Genomic DNA, 25,210 nt, shown 5'->3' with positions numbered 1-25,210 from the left:
GCGGGCCAGTTGAATTCGGGGCGTATTCCGACTCGACGGCGGTCGCTGGCGCATGCCCGGGTGGCGCCGGTCCGTGCGGGTGGCGCCTGTTGCGGAAACGGCCTGTCGACCGTAGCGTCAACAATACGCACGATCGTTCGTGTTGTTTCAGCCAGTCTTCCTTTCATCGAAAGTCGCGCCATGACCGACGTTTCCGCACGGCCGTCCGCCGTACCGCCACCCGAATCCGTTCCACCCGAGTCCGGCATGGTCTCGCCCGGCTCGGAGCACGTTCAGCCTTCGTCTCCCGGACTGTCGCCGGGCACCCCGAATCCCGCACCCGCACACCCGGACTCGGCCGCACGCCGTGCGTCCCGGCGCGCGCTGCTGGTCGCGTGCGGGGCGGCGTTCGTCGCCTTCCTGGATCTATCGGTGGTCAACATCGCGTTCCCGGCCATGGCGCGCGACTTCCCCGCCACCACCCCCACGACGCTGACCTGGGTGGTCAGCGGCTACGCCGTCGCGTTCGCGGCGCTGCTGACCCCCGCCGGTCAGCTGGCCGACGCGCTCGGGCGCGGGCGCGTATTCCTCTACGCGCTGGCCGGTTTCGCCGTCACGTCCCTGCTGTGCGCACTCGCACCGAATGCCGAATGGCTCATCGCGGGGCGCTTCCTGCAGGGCGCGACCGCCGCGTTCCTCATCCCGGCGGGACTCGCGCTGGTATTGGGCGTCACCGCGCCCGAACGGATCGGCGTCGCCATGGCGGCGTGGACGGCCGCCGGCGGATTCGCCGCGACCGTGGGTCCCGCGGTCGGCGGTGCGCTGGTCGAATGGTTCGGGTGGCGTTCGGTATTCGTCATCAACGTGCCGATCGTGGCCGTGCTGATCGCCGCCGGATTCGGCCTCGCCGCCGGGGACCGGCGCGAACGCGACGGCCTGCCCGACCTGATCGGGACCGCCGCCACCGCCGCCGGGATCGGGGCGCTGGTGGCCGCGGTGACCGAGGGTCAGGGGTGGGGCTGGGATTCGTGGCGCACCTTGGCCTGCGGGATCGGCGGGGCGGTACTGCTCGGCCTCGCGCTGTGGCGTTCGCGGCGGCATCCGCGCCCGGCCATCGCCGTGGGACTGTGGCGCAGCCACCGCTACGCCCTGGTGAACGCGACCGCGTTCGTCTTCGGCGCCACCATGTTCGCCTGGCTGCTGGCCGGGCCGCTCTGGCTCGACTCGGTCTGGCACTACTCGGTTCTGGAATCCGCCGGCGCCATGACCATCGGCGCGATCGCGTCGATGATCACCGCCGTGGCGGCCGGGCGTGCCCCCGAGGCGTGGCAGCGCTGGGCGGGCGTGCTCGGCGCGCTCATGTTCGCCGCCGCCACCTTCTTCATGAGCACCGATGCCTGGAACGGCACCCCCGCGCTGTGGAGCGCGTGGCTTCCCGCCGGTCTCCTCGGCGGCGGCGGTATCGGCCTGGTGATCACCGTGCTCGGCACCGCGGCGGCCCGATCCCTGCCGCCCGAGCGCTTCGCCGCGGGCGTCGGCATGAACCTGACCGCCCGCCAATCCGGCGGCGCACTCGGTGTCGCGCTGCTGGCCGCGGTCTTCGCCGCCCACCCCGGCGACGCCCTGGCCGCCTTCCATACCCTGTTCGCCCTCGGCGCGGTCATCGCCCTGGTCGCCGCCGTCCTCGCCGCACTGCCCGTCGCCGAGCGCTGACCCGGTGAATCCGGTTCCGCCCGAAGCGAATCCGGGACTCAGTCCGCGGACTTCGGGCGGGCCCGGAGGTGTGCGCGTTCACCCTGTTTGCCGAACAGGCTCAAGAACTCCACCGATTCCTCGCCCGCTGGGCCGAACCAGTGCGGGACGCGGGTGTCGAACTCGGCGGCCTCGCCCGGGGACATGATCAAATCCTGATCACCGAGCACCAGGCGCAGGCGGCCGTTGAGGATGTACAACCACTCGTACCCCTCGTGGATCTGCGGGTTGGGTTCGCGACGGCGGCCGTCGCCGGGGATGATGATCTTGAAGGCTTGGATACCGCCCGCACGCCGGGTCAGCGGCAGCATCGTCATCCCGTGGTTGGTGATCGGCCGCATGTGCACCCGCGGATCACCGGTGGGCGGGGCGTCGACCAACTCGTCGAGGGTGACCCCGTGTGCGCGGGCCAGCGGCAGCAACTGCTCCAGAGTCGGCCTGCGCGCACCGGATTCGAGCCGGGACAGCGTGCTCACCGAGATGCCGGTGGCGGCCGACAGCTCGGCGAGGGTCGTCTCGCGCTGGCGGCGCAGCTCCCGGAGCCGGGGGCCGACCGCGTCGAGCGCGCGATCCAGATCCTGATCCATCCCGCAATTTTGCCACATTGGCAAAATTGTTTGCCAGTTCGGCGAGTGGTGTCACATCCTCGATGACAGGAGGTGGTCATGGTGACCCAGGAGTTGAACGACAGCTATGACGTGGTGGTTATCGGCGGCGGCGCGGCGGGCCTGAACGGCGCGCTCATGCTCGGGCGGGCTCGCCGCTCGGTGGTGGTGATCGACGCGGGCGCACCGCGCAACGCCCCCGCCGACGGGGTGCACGGGCTGCTGGCCCGCGAGGGCATCTCGCCCGCGGAGTTGGTCGAGCGCGGCCGGGCCGAGGTGCGCCAGTACGGCGGTCACGTGGTCGACGGCGAGGTCACCGGCGCGGTCAAGGACGGCGACGATTTCAGGGTGTCCCTCGCGGACGGTCGCAGCGTGCGCGCCCGCCGGCTGCTGGTGACGACCGGGCTCGTCGACGATCTGCCCGATATCGCCGGGGTTCGCGAACAGTGGGGCCGCGGCGTCGTGCACTGCCCCTACTGTCACGGCTGGGAGGTGCGCGACCGCACGATCGGCATCGTGGCGGCCACCCCGATGGGGGTGCACCAGGCGCTGCTGTGGGGACAGTGGACCGACGACGTGGTGCTGTTCACCCACGACCAGCCCGAGCCGACCGCGGAGCAGGCCGAACAGCTCGCCGCCCGGGGCGTGCGGGTCGTTCCCGGCACGGTCGTCGCGGTCGAATCCGACGGCGACCGGGTGACCGGCGTCCGGTTGGCCGACGGCACGGTGATCGAGCGCGAGGTGGTGGCCCTGGGCGCGCGGATGATCGCCCGCGCGGACTTCCTCGCGGCCCTGGGCCTGACAGCCGTTCCGCACGCCATGGCCCCGGGCATGGGCGAGCACGTGCCCGCCGATCCGATGAGCCGCACCGAGGTGCCGGGCGTCTGGGTCGCGGGCAATGTGACCGACCTGTCCGCGCAGGTCGGCGGCGCGGCGTCGGCGGGCGCCTTCGCGGGCGCGCAGATCAACATGGATCTGGTGACCGAGGAGACCCGGCTCGCCGTGGAAGCGCGACGGGCGAGCACGGTCCCCGTGGGCTGAGGGACTACCGACCTGAACCCGGTTGCCCGCCGGTCCGGCGTAGTGGCCTGATCGCCCGCACGCGCTCGCGGGGCTCCGGGTGCGGTCGAACGCCCGGTGCGAATGCCCGAGCGGGAGTTCGGGATTCGCAGGTTCGCGGCGCTCAGGCGCGGCCCAGCGCCAGCGTCACGTTGTGCCCGCCGAACCCGAAGGAATTGCTCAGCGCGCAGTCGAACCTATGCGCCCGAGCGGCCCCGGCGACGATATCCAGATTCGTCCCGGGGTCGCCCTCCTCGAAATTGAGTGTGGGCGGGATGATTCCGCGCTCGAGGGTGCACAGGGTGAGAATCGCCTCCAGTGCGCCGACCGCCCCGATGGAATGCCCGAGCGCCGATTTGGGCGCGTAGATCGCGGCGTGCGGTGCGACCTTCGCGATCGCGGTGGCCTCGGACGCGTCGCCCACGGGCGTGGCGGTGGCGTGCGCGTTGATGTGACCGATGTCGGCGGCACTCACCCCAGCGGTGGCGATCGCCTTGCGCATGGCGCGGGCCGCACCGTCGCCGTCGGGTGCGGTGCCGGTGATGTGATACCCGTCGGAGGTGATGCCCGCCCCGAGCACCCGCCCGAGGACGCGCGCCCCGCGCGCCCGGGCATGCGCCTCGGATTCGAGGACCAGCAGCGCCCCGCCCTCGCCGAACACGAACCCGTCCCGGCTCCGGTCGAAAGGCCGTGAGGCACGGGCGGGTTCGTCGTTGCGGGTGCTGGTGGCCCGCATCATGGCGAAACTGGCGATCGGCACGGCCTCGATGCGGCCCTCCACCCCGCCGGCCACCACCGCGTCGGCTTCGCCGGTGGCGATGAGCCGCCACCCGTGCGCGATAGCCTCCGCGCCGGACGCGCACGCCGACACCGGCGCGTACACACCGCCTTTCGCGCCGATCTCCAGTCCGACGGTGGCCGCCGAACCGTTCGGCATGACCATGGGCACGGTCATCGGCGGCACCCTGCGATAGCCCCCGGCGCGCATGACGTCCACGGCGTGCACGAGCGCCTCCCCGCCGCCGAGGCCGGTGCCCACCGCGACCGCCAGTCGTTCCGGATCCACCGCGGGCGCGCCGGCTTCCCGCCAGACCTGCCGGGCCAGCACCAGCGCCAACTGCTGGACGAACGACATCCGCCGCTGCTCGATGCGGGTCAGCCGCGCCCCGGGCAGTTCGGCCAGCCGCCCGCCGATCTGTACGGGCAGCTGGTATTCGGTCACGAAATCGTCTGTCAGGGGCGCTATTCCGCTCTCCCCCGCTACGAGTCGATCCCACGTGCCCGCCAGATCGGCGGCCAGCGGGGTGGCGGCCGCCATGGCGGTGACGACCACGGACCGCGTTTCTGTACCAACTGCTACACCCATGCCGACATGGATACCTGTACCGTCCGCTACAGTCAACCCGTGCCGCGCCCCCACGATCACGCCCGCCGCGCCGAACTCCTGTCCGGCGTCATCGACTACATCGCCGAACGCGGCCTGGCCGAACTGTCCCTGCGCCCGCTCGCCGACTACCTGGGCACCAGCTCGCGGATGCTCATCCACTACTTCGGCACCAAGGAGCAGATGCTGGTCGCGGCGCTGGAAACCCAGCGACCCGACATTCCGGCCATGTTCGGCGAGGTCACCGATCCGCAGGTCCTGCGGACACGCCTCGCGCAGTCGTTCGCCGTGAACACCACCGGCCGCGGCGCGGTGTCACTGCGCGTGCTGCTGCAGGTCCTGGCCGCGGCCGCCGTCCCGCACAGCCCCTTTCGGCCCTACGCAGACGACGCGGTGACCGCGGTGATCAAATCCCTCGCCGAGGCGCTGCATCGCATCGCCCCGGCGCACGAGGACCCCGAGGCGGCGGCCACCCTGCTGGTGTCCGGCATGCGCGGGCTCATCCAGGACTGGACGATCACCGCGGATACACCGCGCATCACCCGCGCGGTGAATCTGCTGGTGGCCCAGGCGCTTCCCGCCGCCTGAGCGCGCAAATCGCGTCCTCGCGCCGCGCCTATCGCGCCAGATGCAGCTCCGCCGCGAGGGTGACCAATTCGGACATGTGGTCGCCGTCGGTCCCCGCCAGGCGCGCCGCCCGCTCGAGCGGGAAGGACCGCACCTCCAGAATCTGTTCCCCGTCATCCGGATTGGTCGGCTCACCGGTGAGGACCACGTCCGCCGTGCACCACAGCCACGCCTTGCGCGGGTGCGGCTGCCACGGCCGGTACGGCTCCGGATGGTCGGTGACCCCGTGGTGCGCGCCGATCCAGCGCAGCGGCCCCGCGAGTTCGGCCCCGGCTTCCTCGCGTAGTTCGCGCACCACGCAGTCGTGCACGGATTCACCGGCTTCGCGCGTGCCGCCGGGCACCATCCAGAAATCGCGGGCGTCGCGGCACAGCACGATCTCCGTGCCGGTGAAGCACACGACGTGAATATTGGTCACCAGCTCGTCGGCGGGCAGCTCGGTCGAGAATTGCACGTCCAGACCGCCCCATTCCCAGCGGGCGGGCGTGTGCAGCAACGGATAACGATCGGCGAGCGTCATGATTCGACGGTAGCGGGCCGCGCGATGCGAGGGGATGTCACACCGGATAGAACGCGTTTCAGTATTGTGGCCGCCATGGCCTTCGTCATCGATAACAGCGTGGACATCGACGCACCCGCCGAACTGGTCTGGCAGGTCCTGACCGATGTGGACAACTACGGCGAGTGGAACCCCTTCGTCCCCGAATGCACGACCACCCTCGAGCCGGGCACGCCCATCGATATGAAGGTGCGGCTCGTCGGCCCGCCGCGCAACCAGCGCGAATACATCTTCTCCAATACCCCGGGCAAAGAATTCAGTTACAAGATGAAGCCCGCGCCCCTGGGCCTGCTGCGCAGTCATCGGCAGCACATTCTCACCCCGCTCGGTGACGGCCGCACCCGCTACGAATCCCATTTCGAGCTGCAGGGTCCCCTGAGCCCGGTGGTCGGCGGCCTGCTCGGCGGCGCCCTGCGCAAGGGCTTCGGCGGAATGACGGCGGGCGTCAAGCTCCGCGCGGAATCGCTGCGCTCGGCCGTGCGCGACTAGTTCTCCGGGCATTCACGGCCGTGGGGTGCGAACCGGATAATCGGTTCGCACCCCACGGCTGTTGTCGTGCGGCCGTTCGATATTCGGCGAACGGCGGCGCCGGATATCGGTTACCGGTCAGGTTTCGAACGGAATCGTGTTGCCTGCGGCGTCGCGTGCGCCCTGACCTGCCTCGATGGCGGCGACGAGGTCGGCTACCGAGGACCATTTCACCGGCGGATTGTCCTCCAGATTGCCAATGGTGTACCAGGTTTCGGTATCGCGGTAGCGGACCAGCGCCGTTCCGGTGTCGTCGACTGCGACATCAAGCTCTCCCGACACCGTCCCTTCCTCGCGGGTCATGATGGCGGCTTCGGCGAGAATCTCGATGACGTCGATTATCTGAACCCTCCTTGTGTGACGCAGTCGTCGACTGCGGTACGCAGCGCTTTGAGCTCGTCGTTATCTACAGCCAACGCGTATTTTATCTTTATCTTCACGTAGTGATCGATATATCCACACCGGAAAGCTCCCGGCGGCAGATAATTGGCGACGTCCTGATCACCCTTCGACCTGTTCGCGGACGGATCCGAGGCGATGAGATTGACGGCGTCGTTGGCGATGTTCCGGCGCGTCTCCTCGTCCATCTTGGACGCGCCCGAGCGCCAGGCCTCGGCCAGCGGCACGATGTGCTCGGCATCCACGCCGGCCGGATCGGTGATGAACTTGTACGGCTTGAGCTGTCCGGTCTTGGCGTCCATCACGCCGTAGGAGTCCTGCCAGCCGCCGCCCTTGCCGACTTTCAGATCACATGTCTTGGGATCGAGGGTGACCTCGCCGGTGGCGTCGCGCAGCATCATCACCTCGCGGGTCGTGCACTTGGCGTACTGCGCGAACTCCGCCCCGAACCCGTGCTCGACGGCCTTGGTGTCCCAGTGCGGGAACTTCTCCCGGGTGTAGCCGGTCATCGGGAGCTCCTGCGCGACAACCAGTTTGTCGACCGAGGCCTTGACCTCCGAGGCGGACGCCACCGGCCCGGTCGACGGGTTACCCTGCCCGTCCGATGTCTTGCTCTGCCCGCAGGCCGAGACGGCCACGGCCAGTACCACCGCCAGGCACGCCGGAATCACCCCGGACCGTCCGCGCCGTGTACCCGGCAACATCGCAATCGACGCTATTTTCAACGCAACACTCCACTACTGTCGACAACATCCTTGTCGCTCATGCCGATCAGATCATGGGCGCCCCAACATTGCTCTGCTATGGGGGTATTCATCCGGTCCCGGCCGTGGGTGGGGCGTGTTCGCCTGTGCGCGAGGGCTGCTGCGGAGACATCCCGAACACCGTCGCAATCGAGGTGCCGAAAGAGCAAGCCGGACGGTCGGTTCAGAGACCGGACTCACAGCCGCCCCCACGGGAATCGGGGCTGCCGGAGCGGGCGACACCCCTCAATACTGGGCCGGGTCGGGATCGAGATCAACGGAGTGACGCATGTATTCGAAGAAATTGCTCGGCACCCTCGTCGTGTCGGCGGCTCTGCTCGGCGCGTCGGGCGCGGCGGCCGGCGCCGCGCCGGCCGACCCGGCGCCCGCGAGCCTCGTCGCGGACAGCGGTTCCGCGAGCTCGTCCGGAACCCTCGGGCGCGACGCGGCGTGGACGCTGGTGTGCGTGCTGACCGGCAAGTTCGTGGGTTCGGTCTACCCGCCCTGCTGAGGATCGCGGAAACGGCAACGCCCCGACCGCTTTCCGCGGTCGGGGCGTTGCCGTTGGTACGTCGGGCGCCGGTCAGGCGTTGTTGAGCTTGTTGAGCCGCTCGCACGAGTCCAGGTACTCCTGGATCAGGCGCTGCACGACGTCGGTGGAACGCTCGATCTTGTTCATCTGGCCGACGACCTGGCCGACCGGGTTGAAGTTCACGTCCTTGGCGGCCTCGGGGTAGCGGTGGCCGCGCTTGACGCCGTCGAGGGCGACCATCATCTGCAGCGGCATGCCGAGCGGGCTCGGGGTGTCGGCCTGGTCCCACGCCTCGGTCCAGTCGTTCTTGAGCATGCGGCACGGCTTGCCGGTCCAGGACCGCGAGCGCACGGTGTCCGAGCTGGTGGCGTCGATGTAGGTCTGCATCTGCGCGGGCGGCACGTTGGCCTCCTCGACGGTCAGCCACAGCGAGCCGGTCCACGCGCCCTGTGCGCCCATGGCCAGCGCGGCGGCGACCTGACGGCCGTTGCCGATGCCGCCGGCGGCCAGCGCGGGCATGTCGCCGATCGCGTCCACGACCTGCGGCCACAGCACCATCGAGGCGATCTCGCCGCAGTGCCCGCCGCCCTCGGTGCCCTGCATGACCACGAAGTCCAGGCCGGCGTTCTTGTGGTTGAGCGCGTGCTTGACCGAACCGCACAGCGCGCCGATCAGGCGGCCCGAATCCTGGATCTGCTTGATCACGTCGTCGGGCGGGGTGCCCAGGGCGTTGGCGACCAGCTTGGCCTTGGGGTGCTTGAGGATGACCTCGATCTGCGGGGCGACCGTGGTGGCGGTCCAGCCCAGCAGCTGGTTGTGGCGCTCGCCCTCGGGCAGGTGCGGCACGCCGTGATCGTTGAGGATCTTCTCGGCGAAGTCGCGGTGGCCCTGCGGAACCAGCTTGGCCAGTTGGGCTTCGAGCTCCTCGGGGCTCATGCCCTCCACGCCCTTGCCCTCGTACTTGGAGGGGATGACCAGGTCGACGCCGTAGACGCCCTGTACATGCTCGTCGAGCCAGGCGAGTTCGACCTCGAGCTGCTCGGCGGTGAAGCCGACCGCTCCGAGCACGCCGAGTCCGCCGGCATTGCTGACCGCGGCGGCCACATCGCGGCAGTGGGTGAACGCGAAAATGGGGACATCGATGCCCAGGCGATCACAGATCTCGGTACGCATGTGGTGGGGGCTCCTCTAACTTCCCGGCACTGGAATGTTCTGCCCATCACACTAGAACATGTTCTACATTCAGACCAGTCTTCCGATGATTACCTGTCGGTACGGGTAGGCAACATGTTCTAGTAACCCGGTTCTGTTTTCACCGCTGCGCTCGGCTTTCACCGGTTCAGCAGGCCCGCGGCCACGAGGTCGTCGAACAGCAACTGGTCGACCGGGGGCACCCGGGGACGGTCGGAGTAGTCGAACCAGTCGATCTCCTCGATCTCGCTGCTGACCGCGATCGTGCCGGTGTAGTCGGCGGTGTAGCAGGCCATCCGGACCAGCGCGCCCGGGATCGGCGCCTCGTAGGTGCCCGCGTGCGCGACGGTTCCGGGCAGCAGGTCGACGGTCAGCTCCTCCCGTATCTCCCGGAGCAGGGTCTGCAGGTCCGTCTCGGCCCCTTCCCTTTTCCCGCCCGGGATGTAGAACTCGTCCTTCCCGGCGGGCCGCCCGCACAGAATCCGCCCGTCCCGGATCAGCACCCACGCCACGGTGTCGATCAGCCGCTGCTCTCGTTCGGTCCGCATCCCCGCACCCTATCGGCGGGCGGGAGTGAGCGGCCGGGTACGGACCCGGGAAGGCCGAGTTACGGCCTCGCGAAAGCGGGCGCACGCTCCGGGCGCAGTCCGATGCCGCCGATATAGGCCGAGATTCCGGCCAGTACCGGGAACCGGTCGATCACGCGCAGCGGCGCGGGCGCGCCGGTGAGGGTGCCGTCCAGGGCCGGCTCGAGCAGGATCTCGTGCTCGTTCAGCTGGGACTTCTGGGTCATCGCGGTCGGAAAGTGGCGGCGGCGTTGCACTTTCGCCAGGTCCGCCGAGGTGAGGCGGCCCGACCGCAGCGGCTCCGCCAGGATGCGGGCGGCGGCGACCGCGTCCTGGATGGCGAGATTGACCCCGACCCCGCCGACCGGCGACATGGTGTGCGCGGCGTCGCCGAGGCAGAGCAGGCCGGGAACGTGCCAGGTCAGCAGTCGGCCCATGGTCACCTCGAGGAGTTTCACGTCGTCCCAGGAACGAATGGCGGCCAGGGTCCGCGGGGTCCAGTCGAACAGATCGGCCAGCTCGTCGCGGAGCCATTGGATGTCGCGGGCGCGCAGGCGGGCGTCGGTGCCCTTGGGGATGAGGTAGGAGGTCTGGTAGTAGTCGCCGCGGTCGAGGGTCACCGCCGCGCGGCCGGCGTCGAAGCGCGCGAAAACCTGTGCCGCCCGGGTGGAGTCGGCGGCGGGCACGCGCAGCCACCAGACGTCCATGGCGACGTCGAACATGTCCTGCGCGAGCCCGGCGGCGTCCCGGGCGGCGGAATCGCGGCCGTCGCAGGCCAGTACCAGGGCCGTGTCGAGGGTTTCGGTGCTGCCGTCGGGGTTTCGCAGGTGCGCGCCGGTGACGCGGCCGGATTCGATGCGCAAGCCGGTGAATTCGGTGGCCATGCGCAGGGTGAAGGTGGGTTCGGCGGCGGCCGCCTCGGCGAGCAGGTCCAGGAAATCCCACTGCGGCACCATGGCGATGTACCGGTGACGTCCGGGCAGGCGGCGGAAATCCGCGACCACGAGGGTGTCGCCCGCGATGCGCATGCGCATCTGCTCGAGTTTGCGATGCGGGAGCCGCGCGAAGCGCTCCCCCAGCCCGAGCTCGTCCAGGAGTCGCAGGGTCGAAGGGTGCACCGTGTCGCCGCGGAAGTCGCGCAGGAAGTCCGCGTGCTTCTCCACGACGGTGACCCGCACCCCGGCCCGGGCGAGCAGCAGGCCCGCCATCATCCCCGCCGGACCGCCGCCGACCACGCAGACCTGTTCGTATGTCATTGCCCCGCCCCCTGTTTCGCGCAGTTGTCGAACTCGCGTTTCTACTACAACAAGTAGTACCTTACGGGCAGAGGGCGTGGCTGACCAGAGTCTTCACATCCGGTTCCCGTTCCGGGGATTCGGTCAGGGTGATGGTCACCGCCCGGCCGTCGCGGGAGGCGCCGGCGACGGTGACGTACCCGGCGATGCCGCCGGTGTGGCCGAAATACTGCGCGCCGCAGTCGAGTTCGGTGCCGCCTATGCCGAGGCCGTACCACGCCGAGCCGCCCGGTTCCTGGGGTTCGCCCGCGAGCATCTGCTCCAGCTGCGCGGGCGCCACCACCTTGCCCGCCAGCAGGTCGAGGTAGAAGCGATTGAGATCGGCCCCGGTCGAGACCAGTGCCCCGGCCGCCCACGGCACCGACGGCTCGGACCGCGTCACGTCGGTGCGTACCCCGTCGATGGTCGCGTAGCCGTGCGGGTGCGGGCCGCGGATATCCAGCTCACCCGGGTTGGGCAGGTAGGTGCCGGTCAGCTGGTTCGGCACGGTGATACGGCCGGTGAGTTCATCGGTGTAGGCGCGGCCGGTGACCTTCTCGATCAGCATGGCGGCCACCGTGTAATTGGTGTTCGTGTACTCGAACCGCGCGCCCGGGGCGAACCGCGCGGGATTGCGGAGCGCGATCCGGATCTCCTCCGCCGGGGTGAACACGCGCCCCTGCACGCCGGCGCGGTATTCGTCGATCTCCGGCGCGTCCGCGAATTCCGGTAGGCCGCTGCGATGCTGGAGTATCTGCCGCACGGTGATGGCACGCGCGTCGATGCCGTCGCCGGTCAGCAGTCCGGGCAGGTAGGTGTCGATCGGCTCGTCCAGCCGCACGCGGCCCTCTGCGACCAGCTGCAGGACGATCGCGGCCACGAAGGTTTTCGAGATGCTGCCGACCCGGACCTCCTGGTGCGGAGACAGCGGAATCGGCGCGCCGGTGGCGCGATCGGCGACCCCGGCGGTGAGGGTCAGCGTCTGACCGTTCTCGGTGAGGGTGGCGATGGCGCCGGTGAGCCCGGTACGCACCAGGGCGTCGATGTCGGCGCGGATCTGCTCGACACGGCCCGCCGCGACCACCGACGGGGTGGTGGTCAGGGCGGTGGGCGAACCGTCGGTGGCCACGGTCGAGCAGCCCGCCACCAATGCCAGCACCGGTATCGCCCAGAGAGATCGCATGCTTCGACGGTAGGAAACCGGCGGCCTCTGCGGAATCCGGACAACCCCTGATCCCTGCCCTGAGAGCGGCGGTGGATTTACCCCACCCCGGGCGGATGCGCGGGTGCGCCGCCACCCCCGCGGGGATGACGGCGCACCGCTGCTCGATGGTGCACTAGCTCTGCGCGGCGACCGTCGGAACCGGTTGTGCGACACCGTCGGTGGGTCGCGGGAGCCGGGCCGCGAGGCCGATCAGCCCCGCCGCCACCGCCGCGCCCGCGACGACGTACCAGCCGCGCTGGAAGGCCTGCAGTGTCTCGTCCGCGCCGTCCGGCGCGCCCAGCACCGCGACGAAAACCGCGACGCCGATGGCCAATCCGATCTGGCGGGCCATGCTCAGGACGGCGGATCCGGTGGCGAAACGCTGCGGCGGGAGCCCGGCGGTGCCCGCCGCGAAGCTGGTCGGCAGCGTGAGGCCGACCCCGACACCGGTCAGCACCATGCCGCCGAGCAGGCCGCCCGCGAAGTTCGGCTCCAGCGTGACCGCCGCTGTCCACCACAGGATTCCGGCCGCGAACGTCACGCCGCCGGCGGCGATGACCGGGCCCGGACCCCAGCGTGCGATGAGCTGCCCGGCCAGTATCGCGACCGCCGGAACCGCCAGCGGGCCGGGCGCGATGGCGAGACCGGACTGCAGCGCCGACCAGCCCCACACGTTCTGGGCCCACAGCACCGCCGAGAGCAGCATGCCCGCGAAGGCGATGTTGAACAGCAGCGAATTGCCGATCATGAGACCGAAATTCGGCAGCCGCAGCAGCGCCGGATCGAGCACCGGGCTGTGATGCCGGCGCGAGGACACCGCGAAGGCGACGGCCAGCACCGCCGCGACCACGAACCCGCCGATCGTCGCCGCCGATGCCCAGCCCCAGTCCTCGCCCTTGACCAGCGCGAGAATCAGCGTCGCCGTCGATCCGACCAGTGCCAGCGCGCCGAATCCGTCGGGCAGGCGGCCGCCGGTGCCGGCCGGATCGGGCAGCAGCCGCCATCCGACGACGAGTGCGGCGATGCCGATCGGCACGTTCACCAGGAACACCCAGCGCCACTGCACTTCGACGAGCAGTCCGCCCAGTACCGGTCCGAGCGCGGCGCCCAGGCCGCCGAACGCCACCCACAGCCGGACCGCGACGGCCCGGCGTTCCGGCGGCGTCGCGGCCAGCACGAGCCCGAGCGAGGTGGGGGTCAGCAGGGCGCCGCCCACCGCCTGGAGCACCCGGAAGCCCACCAGCGCACCGGTGTTCCAGGCCACCGCGCACAGCGCCGAGCCGAGGACGAAGACGCCGAGCCCGAGCAGGAAGACGTTCCTGTTCCCGTTCCGGTCCCCCAGCCTGCCCGCGGGCACCAGCAGCGCGGCGAAGACGATCGCGTAGGCATTAAGCACCCAGGACAACCCGGAGATCTCCGCCCCGGCGAAGTCCACCGCGATCTCCGGCAGCGCCACGTTGACGATGAACAGGTCCAGGCTCGACAGCAGCACGCCGATGGCCACGATGCCGAGCACGATCCGGCCCTGCTTCGCCCGATCCTGTTGTTCCACAGCGTTGTTCACGATCTCTCCCTATCGCGCCGACGGCCCGGCGGGCCAGTGAGTTGCATCATGCAACGAACCATAGGCGAGTGAGTTCTTTCAAGCAACCGACTATGCTGTGCTCATGCGCCGAACGAGCTTCGAGGACATGAACTGCTCCATCGCCCAGTGCCTGGAGGTCGTGGGCGACTGGTGGACCCTGCTCATAGTCCGAGACGCCCTGTTCGGCGTGACCCGGTTCGACGACTTCCGCTCCCGCCTGGGCATCGCCCGCAATGTCCTGACCCAGCGCCTCGAACACCTCGTGGACCAGGGCGTCCTGACCCGCGAGTCCTACCAGGAGAACCCGCCCCGCCACGACTACAAACTGACGGAAAAGGGCCGCACCCTCTGGACGGTCGTCAACGCGATGCGCGAATGGGGCGACACCTGGTCGGCCCCCGACGGTCCCCCCGTCGAGGCGATCCACAAGACCTGTGGCCACAAGATGACGGTCACCCCCACCTGCTCCCACTGCGCGGCCCCCCTGACCGCCCGAGACATCCGCCCAACCCTCGGCCCCGGCGCCCGCAACCCGGACCTGCTCCCGAAACCCACCCGCTAGCCCGGCCTCCGCCCGGGATCAGGCGCGGAAGCCGAAGCAGATGCGCTGAGGCACGGTGATGAATCCGCCGAGGTGCTCTCGGGCGATCGCGGCAACGTCGGCATGGTGCGGTTCCCAAGCGGCCCAGAGGCTATCGGCCCACGCGTACAGTGCCTCGGCATGGCCGATGACGGAGTCGACCATCAGCCCTCGTTCGGCGACGTCGATGACCGTCATCGTGGGGGCCGTGCGGGGACGGGTCAGCGGCGGCCAGACGGGTCGGCCGAGTGCGTGCTGTGCCGAGAGCACTTCCGAGGCGGTACGACCGTGCTCGATCGCCAGGTAGAGCCCGGTCAGTGCGTGCAGGAGGCGGGGGTTGTCGCCTTCCCGGCCGTGCTGGGCGGTGTAGGTGTCGGTCGCCAGCTGGTGGAAGCGGTCCAGCGGGGGACGCTGCAGGCCGAATCCGCAGACTTCGGCGAAGACCGCTGCGCACGCGGGCGACGCGTCCACGCCGCGCGCAACGTCGCCGCGTTCCGCCGGCATCGCCAAACCGCAACCGGGACAGCAACTCCAGCCGATCATCTCGTCATCACTACCCAATCGGCAAAGCGGCGCGCAAGGGAATTCGGGCGTCGGGAGGTCAGTCGGGTATGGGGACGGCGAGGAGCTCTATCAGGGCGGTCACGCTGTCGGCGGCACGGCCTTCGGCCATCGCGCGGCGGAGGAGGGCGTGGACCGGGGCGTGGTGGGACGTGTCGACGCCGGAGTCGCGGGCCAGTTGTTCGTCGTCGGGGATCGCGTCGTGGAAGAGGGCTATCGACGAGCCCAGGCGGGTGTAGTCGCGGGTGTCGATCTCCTCGGCGAGGGTCGGGAGGAGGGAGGCGATCATCTCGAGCCAGGCGGTCGAGAAGGGGACGAGGGTGTGGGCGGGGAGGTCGTGGGCGCGCAGGATCGCGGCGCCTTCCAGGAAGCCGAGGAGGGTCGGGAGAAGGGTTGCGCCTACGGCGGATTCGTAGAGGGCGGCCAGGTCGGGGGTGGGGCCGAGGTGGACCAGGTCGCCGCCGAGTACGCGCAGGAGGTCGGTGTGGGTGTCGAACAGGGTGCGGTCGCCGCCGAAGCACAGGAGGGTGCCGGGGTGTCCGACGGCGGCGGGGACGTTCTTGATCGCGCCGGCCAGGACGTGTGCACCGTGATCGGTGGCCCAGTCGGCGAACTCGGTTGCGGCGGCGGGGGTTCCGCTGTTGAGGGTGATCAGGGTCCGGCCGGGCAGCTCGGCCGTGGCGGGGGCGAGGCTGTCGCGGGTCGCCCGGAACGAGGTCAGGCAGGTGACGACCACGGGGCCGGAGGCGAGGGCGGCGCCGACCGACGCGTGCCGGGTGGCGCCGGCGGCGGCCAGTGCGTCCGCCCGCCCCGGAGTCCGGTTCCACACGGTGGTCGGGTGCCCCGCCGCCAGGAAAGCCCGGGCGATCGCCCCGCCCATCGACCCCGTTCCGAGCACGGTCACCGGCATATCCGCACGATCGAGCATTACCACTCCACTCTCGAAGTCACGCAACGCAGTTCGTTGCCGTGTACCTCGAACCACCCTCGGCCCAGCGCGGCGAAGCGACAAGTACGCACTATTCCGGGCGGTGGCGAACCTGCGGGTTAGTGACCAGGCCCCGGCTGTGGACCGGCGGCCGTGAGTTCCTCCCACAGTGCGCGACTCGGCCCCTGCGCCGGCGGCACGAAATTCGGGTGATCATCGAGCCACACGGCGAGGCGGTAGGCGACGTCGAGGCTCGAGGTGAGCGCGTCAGGCGGATCGATCAGGTGCCGCACCCGCAGCCGGGCGCGCATGACGTGCGGGTCGTCGACCGCGCACCAGGGCAGTGCGGCCAGGGGCGAGAATTCGGAGGAAGCGCCCGGGGGCGTGTCCGGCGCCAGCCTGCCTTCGGTGGCCCGGTCGCTGCGGACCTGGTGATCGAACCAGGGGCCGAGCTCGTCGGTGACCCACCGATGGTGTTCGCCGACGAGCTCGGCCGCGGCCGTCCGGCCCACGTGGCCCGCCACCCAGGCCGCCGAGCGCAGGGCGAAGGGAATGCCCAGGCCCAGTGTGGGATTCGTGTGCAGGGCGCTGTCGCCGACACCGAGCAGTCCGGCGACTACGGGCCCGTTCTCGTCGACGAGAGCGGTGCGGCTGTTGTCCAGGCCGGACATGGCCAGCACGGGGCTGATCGGATCGTGCGCCAGGGCGAGCCAGTCCGCGCTGCCGGGAAAGGTGCGGGTGACGGACTCGTAGACCGCCGGGGTCCGCAGGGCCGAGCGCGTCGGGTCGGCGGTGGAGACCACCAGGTGCGTCGCGAAGACCCCGTTGTCGCCGGGAAACACGCCGCCGAGGGCGAACGGGGTCGCGCCGCCGCCGATCGTGGACGGCGGGCGGCGCGGTACGCCGGGGCGCAGCCGGTACCAGCGGCAGAAGTAGGCGATGCGAGTGCGGTGCCGCTCGACGACCGCGGCCCGGGCGCCCGCGGCGACCAGCCAGGCGGGCACCGGCGACCGCCGACCGCCCGCGTCGATGACGAGATCGGCCGCGAGCACCCCGGACCCCCGGCGCACACCGGTGACACGCGGCACCGGCCCCGAACCGTCGAGTGTGAGCCCGAGCGCCGGATCACCATGGGACACGGTGATTTCCGGCTGGTTCCGCACCGCGTGCATCAAAGCCTGCTCGACCACGATGCGCCGTGCGCGCACCGTCACCAGATCCGCGTCGCCCGGCTGCGGCGGTGACGGCGCGAGATGCTCGAAGTCGCGCCATTCCTCCGCACCCGACGCGAGCATGGCGGCGTAGACATCGGGTGCTTCGGCCAGCAGCACCGCGCGCACGGGTGCGTGCAGGTTGTGCGGCTGGACCGCCTGCGGCACACCGGGCCGGTGCCACGCCAGGAAGTCCTCGTCCAGATCGTCGCCGGCGCCACGAGTTTCCTTCTCCAGCATCGTCACCGCGTACCCGCGCCGACCCAGGAACAGCGCGGTCGCCAATCCCGCGATCCCGCCCCCGATGACAACGATCCCACCCACGGTGTCCCCCTCCACTGCCCACCGCCTCCGACGCTACCCGAGCGCGGCAGGCGCCCCCGGGTCAGCCGGCCCGCACCCTCAGCGCCGGGACACCCGTGGCACGCGCGACCCGCGCCGCCTCGGACTTCAGCTCGCGCAGCGGCGGTTTCGCGTCGTCGAACATGGTCACGATCAGCTCGTCGTTCTCGGTGGCCCAGGTGCCGGTGATCCGGCCGTCGACGAGGACGAGCGGGGAAATCCAGCCCGCGGCCCGGCTGACCTTCGCGCGGTGCGCGGCCGGCAGCAGCACGGTGTCGTTGGTGCCCGGGCCCAGCACGTACTGGTCGAACGAGCCGAGCAGCCGCGCCGACGTCGCGGGCTCGATCGAGATCAACTCCTCGACGTGCTCGGTCCGCAGGTACCCGCGGCGGCCTTCCACCTCCACCTCGGTGATGTCGTCGCCGAGATCGGCGAACCAGCGGCGCAGCACCGGTTTACGGATGCTGCCCCGGCTCAGCCAGGCGTCGAAGGTCTCGGGGGTGGCGGGTCCGTAGGCGCCCAGGTAGGCCCGAATCACCTCGGGTGCGGCCGCGTCGGCATCGGGAATGCCCTTCCAACCGGGAATCAGGTGGGCGGGATGGGTGAACGTGACGGTGGTCCCGTCGACGGGACCGTGGCACAGCGCGCCCTGCCAGGCGAGGGGTTTGAGCACCGCGCCCCAGCCCGAGCGCAATTGGTCGGACAGGTGGTGGAACCGGCGTTCGGCGACGATGGCCGAGACCAGTTCCTCCCGGGTCAGGACCGCGCCGTCGAGGATCGCGCCGACCGCGTCCACCAGCGCCGCCATGTCGTCCGGCGTCGCGCCGAAGGTCTTGACCCACGAACCCTTCTCCCAGGTCCGCGCGGATCCCATCAGCGACAGCGCACCGGCCGCGAATTCCGGTGTCAGCGCGTGCAGCGTCCCCCGCATGGCCCACGTCTTGACCAGCTCCCCCGATCGCAGGCTCGCGGCCACCGCACCCGGCTGCCCGTCCCCGGAACGCAGCGCCACGGCCAGTTCCGCGGCCGACGCCACCTGCGCCTGCACCCCGCCGAGCCTTTCGGCCACCGCGACCGCACCGCTCGCCCCGCCCGCGCCGACGAACTGCCGCCGCATCCGCCACTCGAACACCTGATCCCAGGTCACCGCGACCACGACCGACCACCTTCCACACGACTCACGACACGAACCACGCTACGACCAACCACCGACGATTCGCCGAATTCCCGCGCCGCGTCCCGCATCGAAGCCCGCCGAAACGCCGAAAGGGCCGGAACTCGCTGCGGTACAGCGACTTCCGGACCGAATCACCGGCGCTCAGAGCCGTTCGATGATCGTGGCGTTCGCCAGCCCGCCCGCCTCGCACATGGTCATGAGCCCGTAGCGCCCACCGGTCTGCTCGAGATGGTTGAGCATGGTGGCCAGGATCCGGGTGCCCGAGGCGCCGAGGGGATGGCCCAGCGCGATCGCCCCGCCGCGCGGGTTCAGCTTGGCGAGGTCCGCGCCGAGCTCGTGCGCCCAGACCAGCGGCACCGGCGCGAACGCCTCGTTCACCTCGTACACGTCGATGTCGTCGATCGTCAGACCCGCGCGGGCCAGCACCTTGCGGGTGGCGGGGATGACGGCGGTCAGCATGAGCAGCGGATCATCGCCCACCACGGAGAACGAGTGGAAGCGCGCTCGCGGGCGCAGGCCGAGGTCGGTTGCCTTCTGTTCGCTCATGATCAGTGCGGCGGAAGCGCCGTCGGAGAGCGGGGACGAGTTGCCCGGGGTGATGGACCATTCGATCTCGGGGAACCGGGCCTTGAACTCCGCGTCCGCGAACGCGGGCTTCAGTCCGGCCAGTCCCTCGGCGGAGGTGGTCGGGCGAATCGTCTCGTCGGCGGAAATGGTTCCGGCGGAGACGATCTCGTGGTCGAATCCGCCCGCGGCCGCGGTGGTCGCCGCGAGTTGGTGTGAGCGCGCGGCGAACTCGTCGAGCGCGGCCCGGTCGAACTTCCAGCGCGCGGCGATCACCTCGGCCGCGATGCCCTGCTGGATCAGCCCGTTCGGGAACCGATGCGCCAGCGGCCCGCGATTGGCGTCCGCCCCCTGGGCATTGGAGAACATGGGCACCCGGGACATCGATTCCACGCCGCAGGCCACGGCCACGTCGTACGCCCCGGCCAGCACGCCCTGCGCGGCGAAGTGCGCGGCCTGCTGGCTCGAGCCACACTGCCGGTCGACTGTGGTAGCCGGCACAGATTCCGGGAATCCGGCCGCCAGCGCCGCCGTTCGCGAAATATTGAACGCCTGCTCACCGCTCTGGGTGACGCAACCACCGATCACATCGTCGATGACCGACGGATCGATCCCGGTGCGCGCGACCAGGGACTCCAGCACGCCGGAAAGCAGGGTCGCCGGGTGCACTTCCGATAGTCCACCACCGGCTTTCCCCTTTCCGGACGGGGTGCGGACCACGTCGACGATGACGGCGGAAGTCATGGCTACTCCTTGCGCTCTACTGCTCAACCAGATGTGAATGTTGGTTAACATAAGCACTGTACCCCACGGGCGGCGCGCGGTCAGCGGCCGTGTTTCGCACGCCGGAAGTTCTCAGGAAAAGGTTGCTAGCCTTTTGCCATGACTTCGAGCCGCGGCGAAGCTCTCGCACCGTTCTGGGACCTGGAGATGCGTTTGTCCGCCGTGCTGTCCGCGCTGGCGGGATTCATCGGCGCGGCCGCGTACATGCACTCGGCCGGCTACTTCGTCACGTTCATGACCGGCAACACCGAACGCGCCATCCTCGGCGCCTTCGCCGGTGACGCCACCCTGGCCGTCGGCGCCGCACTGCTCATCGCCTGCTTCGTCACCGGCGTCTTCGTGGCCTCGATGTTCCGCCGCTACGTCTGGGAGAACCATCCGCACGGCGCGACCGTGCTGGCGACCATCGCGCTGCTGGTGGCCGCGGTCAGCGAGCACTTCATCGGCGAGCGCAGCATCGGCCTGACTCCGATCCTGATCGTGGCCTTCGCGATGGGCGCGCTGAACACCTCGTTCGTGAAGAACGGCGAGGTCTCGATTCCGGTGAGCTACGTGACCGGCACGCTGGTCAAGCTCGCCCAGGGCGTGGAACGGCACCTGGCCGGGGACGGCGGCCCGCGCGAGTGGCTCGGTTACGCCCTGCAGTACGGCTCGTTCGCGCTCGGCGCGCTGATCGGCGGCCTGATCAGCGTGCCGGTGCAAGGTGAATACATGCTCGATACCGCCGTTATCGGTTCGGCATTGGTGGCCGCCTATACCTGGCGAGCCGATATTCGCTGGGTCAAGCGCGAACTCAGGCGGCACGCGGAAGTGGATTGAGCCGTATCACAACCCTGCACCACACCGTGCTAATTCACCGCAAACAGTACGAACTGGGCATATTGTCCCGATTATGACAACCAGCAAAGAGGAAGTTATTGAAGGGCCGGTCCACGCGCTGGCCCGGGGCGCCTGGCAGTCGATCCTGGTCACCGGCATCCTCTCGGTGGCGCTGGGAATCCTGATCCTTGCCTGGCCGGGCAAGACCCTGCTCATCGCGGGCGTCCTGTTCGGCATCTACCTGATCCTGTCCGGCGTCTTCCAGCTGATCGCGGCCTTCGGTCTGCACCTCAGCGCCGGCATGAGAATCCTGTCCTTCATCAGCGCGATCCTGTCGCTGATCCTGGGCTTCCTGTGCTTCCACGACTGGACCGAACGCGGCGAGGCCACCGCGGTTCTGCTGCTGGCCATCTGGATCGGCATCAGCTGGATCTTCCGCGGCGTCAGCTCGCTGATCACCGGCATCTCCGGTGACGGCATGCCGGGCCGCGGCTGGACGATCTTCTTCGGCATCGTGCTGGTCATCGGTGGCGGCTGGCTGATCGCGGCGCCGTTCACCTCCCTGCTCACCCTGACCCTGGTGGTGGGCTGGTGGCTGATCTTCATCGGCATCATGGAGATCATCAGCTCGTTCCAGGTCCGCAAGGCGGCCAAGGATGTTCCGGCCGCGGTCTGATCGCACCGCACCACGAATCCGGCGGTCGTCCCCACGGGGCGGCCGCCGGATTCGTTGTCAGCGCATTCGCTTGGGCCGCTTGTCCATCAGCCGCAGGATCAACGGCGTGAAGATCAACTGCATGGCCAGGTCCATCTTCCCGCCCGGCACCACGATGCTGTTGGGCCGGGACATGAACGAATCGTGCAGCATCGACAGCAGATACGGGAAGTCGATCACCTTCGGATCGGCGAACCGGATCACCACGAAACTCTCGTCCGCGGTCGGAATCGTCCGCGCGGTGAAGGGATTCGAGGTATCCACCGTCGGCACCCGCTGAAAGTTCACGTACGTCCGCGAGAACTGCGGGCAGATGTGCTTCACGTAATCGGGCATGCGCCGCAGAATCGTGTCGATGATGGCCTCGCTCGAGTACCCGCGTTCGTTCTTGTCGCGGTGCACCTTCTGGATCCACTCGAGGTTCACGATGGGCACCACCCCGACCAGCAGGTCGGTGTAGTTCCCCACGTCGATGCCGTCGGTGACCGCCGCGCCGTGCAAGCCCTCGTAGAACAGCAGGTCACTGCCCGGCGAGAGCTCCTCCCACGGGGTGAATGTGCCCGCCGGCTGCCCGAACGGCTTGGCCTCGCGGTCGTTGTGCAGATACCGCCGCACGTTCCCGACCCCGGTTTCCCCGTAATCGCGGAACAGCATCTCGAGCTCGCCCAGCAGATTCGCCTCCGGCCCGAAATGCGAGAACGTCGGATTGCGGCTCGCCTCGGCCTCGGCCATCGCCAGCTGCATCTCGTTGCGGTTGAAGCGGTGGAACGAATCCCCTTCCACGATGGCCGCGTTGATTCCCTCGCGCCGGAATATCTCCTGGAAGGTCCGTGTGACGCTGGTCGTTCCCGCACCGGACGACCCGGTGATCGCGACCACGGGATGTTTGACCGACATGGCACCTCCTCGATTGCCGGACAACTGATTTCGCGACGCCTCAGCGCCCGGCCGGGCGGAACAGCGACCGCGACCCGAACAGTGAGGCATCGAAACTCGGCCCCTCGTCGGGTTCGGCGTGATACCGCACGATGCGCTCGACCTCGTTGCGCGAGCCGAAGATGAACGGCACCCGCTCGTGCAGTTCCCCCGGCTTCACATCGAGCACGCGCTCGTGCCCGGTGGTCGCGGCGCCGCCCGCCTGTTCGACGATGAACGCGATGGGATTGGCCCCGTACAGCAGCGACACCCGCCCCGGACGCTCCGGATGGCGGGTGTCACGCGGGTACAGATACATGCCCCCGCGGGTCAGGATGTGGAAGGTATCGGCGACCAGGGAGGCCACCCAGCGCATGTTGAAATCGCGCCCGCGCGGCCCGTCCTGCCCCTGTAGACATTCGTGCACGTAGCGCCGCACCGGCCGCTGCCAGAACCGCTCGTTGGCCGCGTTGATCGCGAAACCCGAAGTGTCCTCGGGTATTCGCATGCGCGGATGGGTGAGCACGAACGCCCCGACCTCCCGGTCGAGGGTGAACCCGTCCACCCCGCTCCCCGTGGTGAGCACCAGCATGGTGGCCGGCCCGTAGAGGGTGAATCCCGCGCAGACCTGCTGCACCCCCGGTTGCAGGAAGTCCTCCCCCGTCGCCGCCCGGCCGTCCTCCGGTGCGCGCAGCACGCTGAAAATCGTTCCGACGGGCAGGTTCACGTCGATGTTGCTCGACCCGTCCAACGGGTCGAAGGCCAGCAGGTACTTGCCCCGCCGATACTCGGTCGGCACCGCGTGGAACCCGCTCATCTGCTCCGAGACCAGCGCCGACAACGGCCCGGTCCACTGACTCTCCCCCACCATGATGTCGTGCGCGATCGCGTCCAGCTTGCGATGCACCGCCCCCGGCGGGTTGTCCCTGGCGCCCGCCGACCCCACGATGGCGCCCCGCGTCACCTGGTTGGCGATCATCTTGGTCGCGGTGGCCAGCACGTTCACCAGCGCCGAGAACTCCCCGGAGGATCCGGGATGGCGATGCTCGGACTCGATGGTGTACCGGGTGAGAGTCTTCAATCCTTCGGGCATACGCCTGCTCATTTCGTCACTGGGGGGCGCCCTCCGATACGGAGGTCTCGGTGAACACGCTGCTGCCGTAGACGTCGTTGTCGGTCAGCGTGATCAGATCAGTGCGGCTCAACGGCCGGTGCAGCTCCACCAGGCGTTTGGCCTGGCGCAGGCGGCAACGGTCGATCGCGTTGCGGACGCTGCGGGCGTTGGCGAAGCGAGGACGGGTCATGCGCAGTTCGAGATAGCGCGAGAACGCCTCCACCGCCGCGTCATCGAGGCTGAAGTTCTCCTGCGTCACCATGAGCTGGGCGATGCGCAGCAGTTCGTCGTGGGTGTAGTCGGGGAACTCGATGTGGTGGGCCACCCGGGAGGACAGGCCGGGATTGGCGGAGAAGAAGACCTCCATGCGATCCGGGTAGCCGGCGAAGATCACCACGAGGCTGGTGCGCTCGCTCTCCATCTCCTGCAACAGGATTTCGATGACCTCCTGCCCGTAATCGCGCTCGTTCTCCGGCCGGAACAGGTAGTACGCCTCGTCGATGAACAGCACGCCCCCGGCGGCCTTGGCGAGGGCCTCCTTGGTCTTGGGCGCGGTGTGCCCGATGAACTGGCCGACCAGGTCGTCCCGGGTCACGGTGTGCACCTTGGGCTTACGGATGTACCCCAGCGCGTGCAGCATCTGCGCCATGCGCAGCGCGACCGTGGTCTTGCCCGTGCCGGGACCGCCGGTGAAGCTCATGTGCATTGTCGGGCGGGTGGCCTGCAGGCCGAAGCGCTGGCGGGCGCGGTCGATCAGCAGCAGCGCCGCGATCTCCCGCACCCGGCGCTTGACGTTGGCCAGCCCGATCAGCTCGGCGTCCAGCCTGGTCAGGGTGTCCTCGACGTCCTTGCCCGCCATGTCGGCCGACAGGTCGAGCAGGGCGTCGTCGGCGAGAGGGTGGTCGGCCGCCGTGTCCTCGGGTCGGGGGCCATCGGCGGCCGCGCCGCGCACCGGCGCGGGGCTCGTGGCCCCGGGCCGATGCATCGCGAACCCGTTCGCCGAGGGTCCGGCCGCAGGTTGCCGGGCGCTCGGTGCCACGGGATACTCCTTGCTCACTGGATACCTCTCGCTCGGAAAACGGTTCAGCCGCTGTAGCGTTCGCCGGGCCGGTCGTCCAGCGCGTACGCGTGGAAGCCGTACCGCTGCCGGCGGTCGCTGGCGTCGGTGCGCTCCAGGCGGAAGCCGGGCTCGTTGGCCGGTCGCTGCACCAGGAAGCTCAGTGCGGTGGTCTGCCTGCCGTACGTGGCGTCATAGGCGGTGACGCGAATGTAGTGCCGCGGGAACGTGGCCCGGCAGGCGTTGATCTCGGCGAGTACGCCGTCGGGCTCGTCGAGATCGAACAGCGGCAGCCCCCACATCTCCCAGTACACATTGCGCGGGTGCGGATCGTCGGTGTATTCGATGGAGACCGGCCAATTGTTGAGCAGGGCGTAGCGCACCTGCGCGGCGATCTCGGTGTCGGTGAAGTCGGGCAGGTGTGAGAACGTGCCGTGACGCAGTTGCATTGCGGTTC

27 protein-coding genes are annotated in these 25,210 nt (G+C 69.5%); 8 read left to right on the top strand and 19 right to left on the bottom strand.

The window, feature by feature from the left end; translation table 11 throughout:
• Positions 1-180: 180 nt before the first annotated feature.
• Positions 181-1,692: an MFS transporter gene (locus ACWDOP_RS06720; RefSeq protein WP_456344264.1), complete on the top strand. Its 1,512-nt coding sequence runs from the start codon at positions 181-183 to the stop codon at positions 1,690-1,692.
• A 38-nt stretch (positions 1,693-1,730) separates the two neighbouring features.
• Here ACWDOP_RS06720 and ACWDOP_RS06715 read toward each other — a convergent pair whose 3' ends face one another.
• On the bottom strand, positions 1,731-2,318 hold the full coding sequence (locus ACWDOP_RS06715; protein ID WP_456344263.1) for a helix-turn-helix domain-containing protein: 588 nt from the start codon (positions 2,316-2,318) through the stop codon (positions 1,731-1,733).
• Between the two features lie 78 nt (positions 2,319-2,396).
• On the opposite strand from ACWDOP_RS06715, the gene ACWDOP_RS06710 reads away from it, so the two are divergent.
• The gene (locus ACWDOP_RS06710; protein ID WP_456344262.1) at positions 2,397-3,377 is read left to right on the top strand and encodes an NAD(P)/FAD-dependent oxidoreductase; all 981 of its coding nucleotides are present in this window, start codon (positions 2,397-2,399) and stop codon (positions 3,375-3,377) included.
• Between the two features lie 142 nt (positions 3,378-3,519).
• Here the strand turns inward: ACWDOP_RS06710 and ACWDOP_RS06705 are convergent, their stop codons facing one another.
• Complete coding sequence (locus ACWDOP_RS06705; RefSeq protein ID WP_456344261.1) at positions 3,520-4,761, bottom strand: KasA/KasB family beta-ketoacyl-ACP synthase; 1,242 nt, start codon at positions 4,759-4,761, stop codon at positions 3,520-3,522.
• A gap of 39 nt (positions 4,762-4,800) precedes the next feature.
• On the opposite strand from ACWDOP_RS06705, the gene ACWDOP_RS06700 reads away from it, so the two are divergent.
• Positions 4,801-5,367 carry a TetR family transcriptional regulator gene (locus ACWDOP_RS06700; protein WP_454208461.1) on the top strand — a complete coding sequence of 189 codons (567 nt, stop codon included), beginning with the start codon at positions 4,801-4,803 and terminating at the stop codon, positions 5,365-5,367.
• A 28-nt stretch (positions 5,368-5,395) separates the two neighbouring features.
• On the opposite strand, the gene ACWDOP_RS06695 is transcribed toward ACWDOP_RS06700, so the two are convergent.
• Positions 5,396-5,926 carry an NUDIX hydrolase gene (locus ACWDOP_RS06695; RefSeq protein ID WP_456344260.1) on the bottom strand — a complete coding sequence of 177 codons (531 nt, stop codon included), beginning with the start codon at positions 5,924-5,926 and terminating at the stop codon, positions 5,396-5,398.
• A gap of 75 nt (positions 5,927-6,001) precedes the next feature.
• On the opposite strand from ACWDOP_RS06695, the gene ACWDOP_RS06690 reads away from it, so the two are divergent.
• A complete protein-coding gene (locus ACWDOP_RS06690; RefSeq protein ID WP_454208463.1) occupies positions 6,002-6,454 on the top strand; it encodes an SRPBCC family protein in 453 nt (150 codons plus the stop codon).
• Between the two features lie 117 nt (positions 6,455-6,571).
• On the opposite strand, the gene ACWDOP_RS06685 is transcribed toward ACWDOP_RS06690, so the two are convergent.
• Together ACWDOP_RS06685 and ACWDOP_RS06680 are read right to left on the bottom strand one after the other, a co-directional pair.
• Entirely contained in the window at positions 6,572-6,796 is a 225-nt protein-coding gene (locus ACWDOP_RS06685) for a hypothetical protein (RefSeq protein ID WP_454208464.1), read from the bottom strand.
• Between the two features lie 35 nt (positions 6,797-6,831).
• Complete coding sequence (locus ACWDOP_RS06680) at positions 6,832-7,596, bottom strand: HNH endonuclease family protein (RefSeq protein ID WP_456344259.1); 765 nt, start codon at positions 7,594-7,596, stop codon at positions 6,832-6,834.
• A gap of 328 nt (positions 7,597-7,924) precedes the next feature.
• On the opposite strand from ACWDOP_RS06680, the gene ACWDOP_RS06675 reads away from it, so the two are divergent.
• Positions 7,925-8,146 carry a hypothetical protein gene (locus ACWDOP_RS06675; protein WP_456344258.1) on the top strand — a complete coding sequence of 74 codons (222 nt, stop codon included), beginning with the start codon at positions 7,925-7,927 and terminating at the stop codon, positions 8,144-8,146.
• 72 nt (positions 8,147-8,218) lie between these two features.
• Here the strand turns inward: ACWDOP_RS06675 and ACWDOP_RS06670 are convergent, their stop codons facing one another.
• The 5 genes from ACWDOP_RS06670 to ACWDOP_RS06650 all read right to left on the bottom strand — a co-directional run bounded on the left by ACWDOP_RS06670 (position 8,219) and on the right by ACWDOP_RS06650 (position 13,966).
• Positions 8,219-9,340: an NAD(P)H-dependent flavin oxidoreductase gene (locus tag ACWDOP_RS06670; protein ID WP_454208197.1), complete on the bottom strand. Its 1,122-nt coding sequence runs from the start codon at positions 9,338-9,340 to the stop codon at positions 8,219-8,221.
• A gap of 158 nt (positions 9,341-9,498) precedes the next feature.
• Entirely contained in the window at positions 9,499-9,906 is a 408-nt protein-coding gene (locus tag ACWDOP_RS06665; RefSeq protein WP_454208198.1) for an NUDIX hydrolase, read from the bottom strand.
• Positions 9,907-9,965: 59 nt separating this feature from the next.
• Positions 9,966-11,180, bottom strand: coding sequence for an FAD-dependent oxidoreductase (locus tag ACWDOP_RS06660; RefSeq protein ID WP_456344257.1), 1,215 nt, complete (start codon positions 11,178-11,180; stop codon positions 9,966-9,968).
• A 61-nt stretch (positions 11,181-11,241) separates the two neighbouring features.
• A complete protein-coding gene (locus ACWDOP_RS06655) occupies positions 11,242-12,381 on the bottom strand; it encodes a serine hydrolase domain-containing protein (protein ID WP_456344256.1) in 1,140 nt (379 codons plus the stop codon).
• Positions 12,382-12,535: 154 nt separating this feature from the next.
• A complete protein-coding gene (locus ACWDOP_RS06650) occupies positions 12,536-13,966 on the bottom strand; it encodes an MFS transporter (protein ID WP_456344255.1) in 1,431 nt (476 codons plus the stop codon).
• Positions 13,967-14,069: 103 nt separating this feature from the next.
• Between ACWDOP_RS06650 and ACWDOP_RS06645 the strand changes: the two genes are divergently transcribed.
• Positions 14,070-14,549 carry a winged helix-turn-helix transcriptional regulator gene (locus ACWDOP_RS06645; RefSeq protein ID WP_456344254.1) on the top strand — a complete coding sequence of 160 codons (480 nt, stop codon included), beginning with the start codon at positions 14,070-14,072 and terminating at the stop codon, positions 14,547-14,549.
• Between the two features lie 18 nt (positions 14,550-14,567).
• On the opposite strand, the gene ACWDOP_RS06640 is transcribed toward ACWDOP_RS06645, so the two are convergent.
• From ACWDOP_RS06640 to ACWDOP_RS06620, 5 genes are all read right to left on the bottom strand, one after another.
• The gene (locus ACWDOP_RS06640) at positions 14,568-15,110 is read right to left on the bottom strand and encodes a DUF5946 family protein (RefSeq protein WP_456344253.1); all 543 of its coding nucleotides are present in this window, start codon (positions 15,108-15,110) and stop codon (positions 14,568-14,570) included.
• 58 nt (positions 15,111-15,168) lie between these two features.
• A complete protein-coding gene (locus tag ACWDOP_RS06635; RefSeq protein ID WP_456344252.1) occupies positions 15,169-16,056 on the bottom strand; it encodes an NAD(P)-dependent oxidoreductase in 888 nt (295 codons plus the stop codon).
• A gap of 119 nt (positions 16,057-16,175) precedes the next feature.
• Entirely contained in the window at positions 16,176-17,591 is a 1,416-nt protein-coding gene (locus ACWDOP_RS06630; RefSeq protein WP_456344251.1) for an FAD-dependent oxidoreductase, read from the bottom strand.
• Between the two features lie 61 nt (positions 17,592-17,652).
• Complete coding sequence (locus ACWDOP_RS06625) at positions 17,653-18,765, bottom strand: winged helix DNA-binding domain-containing protein (RefSeq protein WP_456344250.1); 1,113 nt, start codon at positions 18,763-18,765, stop codon at positions 17,653-17,655.
• A gap of 162 nt (positions 18,766-18,927) precedes the next feature.
• On the bottom strand, positions 18,928-20,094 hold the full coding sequence (locus ACWDOP_RS06620; RefSeq protein ID WP_456344249.1) for a thiolase family protein: 1,167 nt from the start codon (positions 20,092-20,094) through the stop codon (positions 18,928-18,930).
• A 138-nt stretch (positions 20,095-20,232) separates the two neighbouring features.
• Between ACWDOP_RS06620 and ACWDOP_RS06615 the strand changes: the two genes are divergently transcribed.
• Positions 20,233-20,952, top strand: a complete 720-nt coding sequence (locus ACWDOP_RS06615; protein WP_456344248.1) for a YoaK family protein — start codon at positions 20,233-20,235, stop codon at positions 20,950-20,952.
• Positions 20,953-21,025: 73 nt separating this feature from the next.
• Entirely contained in the window at positions 21,026-21,628 is a 603-nt protein-coding gene (locus ACWDOP_RS06610; RefSeq protein ID WP_354989058.1) for an HdeD family acid-resistance protein, read from the top strand.
• A gap of 57 nt (positions 21,629-21,685) precedes the next feature.
• Here ACWDOP_RS06610 and ACWDOP_RS06605 read toward each other — a convergent pair whose 3' ends face one another.
• Genes ACWDOP_RS06605 through ACWDOP_RS06590 form a run of 4 tightly spaced genes read right to left on the bottom strand, consistent with a single transcriptional unit; the run spans position 21,686 to position 25,202 of the window.
• Positions 21,686-22,564, bottom strand: a complete 879-nt coding sequence (locus tag ACWDOP_RS06605) for a phosphoribulokinase (protein ID WP_454208209.1) — start codon at positions 22,562-22,564, stop codon at positions 21,686-21,688.
• A 40-nt stretch (positions 22,565-22,604) separates the two neighbouring features.
• Positions 22,605-23,675, bottom strand: a complete 1,071-nt coding sequence (locus tag ACWDOP_RS06600; RefSeq protein ID WP_454208210.1) for a class 1 fructose-bisphosphatase — start codon at positions 23,673-23,675, stop codon at positions 22,605-22,607.
• 16 nt (positions 23,676-23,691) lie between these two features.
• On the bottom strand, positions 23,692-24,735 hold the full coding sequence (locus ACWDOP_RS06595; RefSeq protein WP_454208211.1) for an AAA family ATPase: 1,044 nt from the start codon (positions 24,733-24,735) through the stop codon (positions 23,692-23,694).
• 44 nt (positions 24,736-24,779) lie between these two features.
• Positions 24,780-25,202 carry a ribulose bisphosphate carboxylase small subunit gene (locus tag ACWDOP_RS06590; protein WP_456344247.1) on the bottom strand — a complete coding sequence of 141 codons (423 nt, stop codon included), beginning with the start codon at positions 25,200-25,202 and terminating at the stop codon, positions 24,780-24,782.
• Between the last annotated feature and the right edge of the window lie 8 nt (positions 25,203-25,210).

The sequence above is a fragment of the Nocardia sp. NPDC003693 genome, from assembly GCF_053981095.1.
This window is presented reverse-complemented; position numbering and strand designations above follow the sequence as displayed.

Bases quoted from the DNA above. Each gene is read 5' to 3' on its own strand.
- ACWDOP_RS06720 (WP_456344264.1), top strand. From the start codon at position 181: ATGACCGACGTTTCCGCACGGCCGTCCGCCGTACCGCCACCCGAATCC.
- ACWDOP_RS06690 (WP_454208463.1), top strand. From the start codon at position 6,002: ATGGCCTTCGTCATCGATAACAGCGTGGACATCGACGCACCCGCCGAA.
- ACWDOP_RS06685 (WP_454208464.1), bottom strand. From the start codon at position 6,796: ATGACCCGCGAGGAAGGGACGGTGTCGGGAGAGCTTGATGTCGCAGTC.
- ACWDOP_RS06620 (WP_456344249.1), bottom strand. From the start codon at position 20,094: ATGACTTCCGCCGTCATCGTCGACGTGGTCCGCACCCCGTCCGGAAAG.
- ACWDOP_RS06655 (WP_456344256.1), bottom strand. From the start codon at position 12,381: ATGCGATCTCTCTGGGCGATACCGGTGCTGGCATTGGTGGCGGGCTGC.
- ACWDOP_RS06665 (WP_454208198.1), bottom strand. From the start codon at position 9,906: ATGCGGACCGAACGAGAGCAGCGGCTGATCGACACCGTGGCGTGGGTG.
- ACWDOP_RS06645 (WP_456344254.1), top strand. From the start codon at position 14,070: ATGCGCCGAACGAGCTTCGAGGACATGAACTGCTCCATCGCCCAGTGC.
- ACWDOP_RS06710 (WP_456344262.1), top strand. From the start codon at position 2,397: ATGGTGACCCAGGAGTTGAACGACAGCTATGACGTGGTGGTTATCGGC.
- ACWDOP_RS06695 (WP_456344260.1), bottom strand. From the start codon at position 5,926: ATGACGCTCGCCGATCGTTATCCGTTGCTGCACACGCCCGCCCGCTGG.
- ACWDOP_RS06675 (WP_456344258.1), top strand. From the start codon at position 7,925: ATGTATTCGAAGAAATTGCTCGGCACCCTCGTCGTGTCGGCGGCTCTG.
- ACWDOP_RS06615 (WP_456344248.1), top strand. From the start codon at position 20,233: ATGACTTCGAGCCGCGGCGAAGCTCTCGCACCGTTCTGGGACCTGGAG.
- ACWDOP_RS06660 (WP_456344257.1), bottom strand. From the start codon at position 11,180: ATGACATACGAACAGGTCTGCGTGGTCGGCGGCGGTCCGGCGGGGATG.
- ACWDOP_RS06605 (WP_454208209.1), bottom strand. From the start codon at position 22,564: ATGTCGGTCAAACATCCCGTGGTCGCGATCACCGGGTCGTCCGGTGCG.
- ACWDOP_RS06610 (WP_354989058.1), top strand. From the start codon at position 21,026: ATGACAACCAGCAAAGAGGAAGTTATTGAAGGGCCGGTCCACGCGCTG.
- ACWDOP_RS06705 (WP_456344261.1), bottom strand. From the start codon at position 4,761: ATGGGTGTAGCAGTTGGTACAGAAACGCGGTCCGTGGTCGTCACCGCC.
- ACWDOP_RS06715 (WP_456344263.1), bottom strand. From the start codon at position 2,318: ATGGATCAGGATCTGGATCGCGCGCTCGACGCGGTCGGCCCCCGGCTC.
- ACWDOP_RS06600 (WP_454208210.1), bottom strand. From the start codon at position 23,675: ATGCCCGAAGGATTGAAGACTCTCACCCGGTACACCATCGAGTCCGAG.
- ACWDOP_RS06635 (WP_456344252.1), bottom strand. From the start codon at position 16,056: ATGCTCGATCGTGCGGATATGCCGGTGACCGTGCTCGGAACGGGGTCG.
- ACWDOP_RS06640 (WP_456344253.1), bottom strand. From the start codon at position 15,110: ATGATCGGCTGGAGTTGCTGTCCCGGTTGCGGTTTGGCGATGCCGGCG.
- ACWDOP_RS06590 (WP_456344247.1), bottom strand. From the start codon at position 25,202: ATGCAACTGCGTCACGGCACGTTCTCACACCTGCCCGACTTCACCGAC.
- ACWDOP_RS06680 (WP_456344259.1), bottom strand. From the start codon at position 7,596: ATGTTGCCGGGTACACGGCGCGGACGGTCCGGGGTGATTCCGGCGTGC.
- ACWDOP_RS06670 (WP_454208197.1), bottom strand. From the start codon at position 9,340: ATGCGTACCGAGATCTGTGATCGCCTGGGCATCGATGTCCCCATTTTC.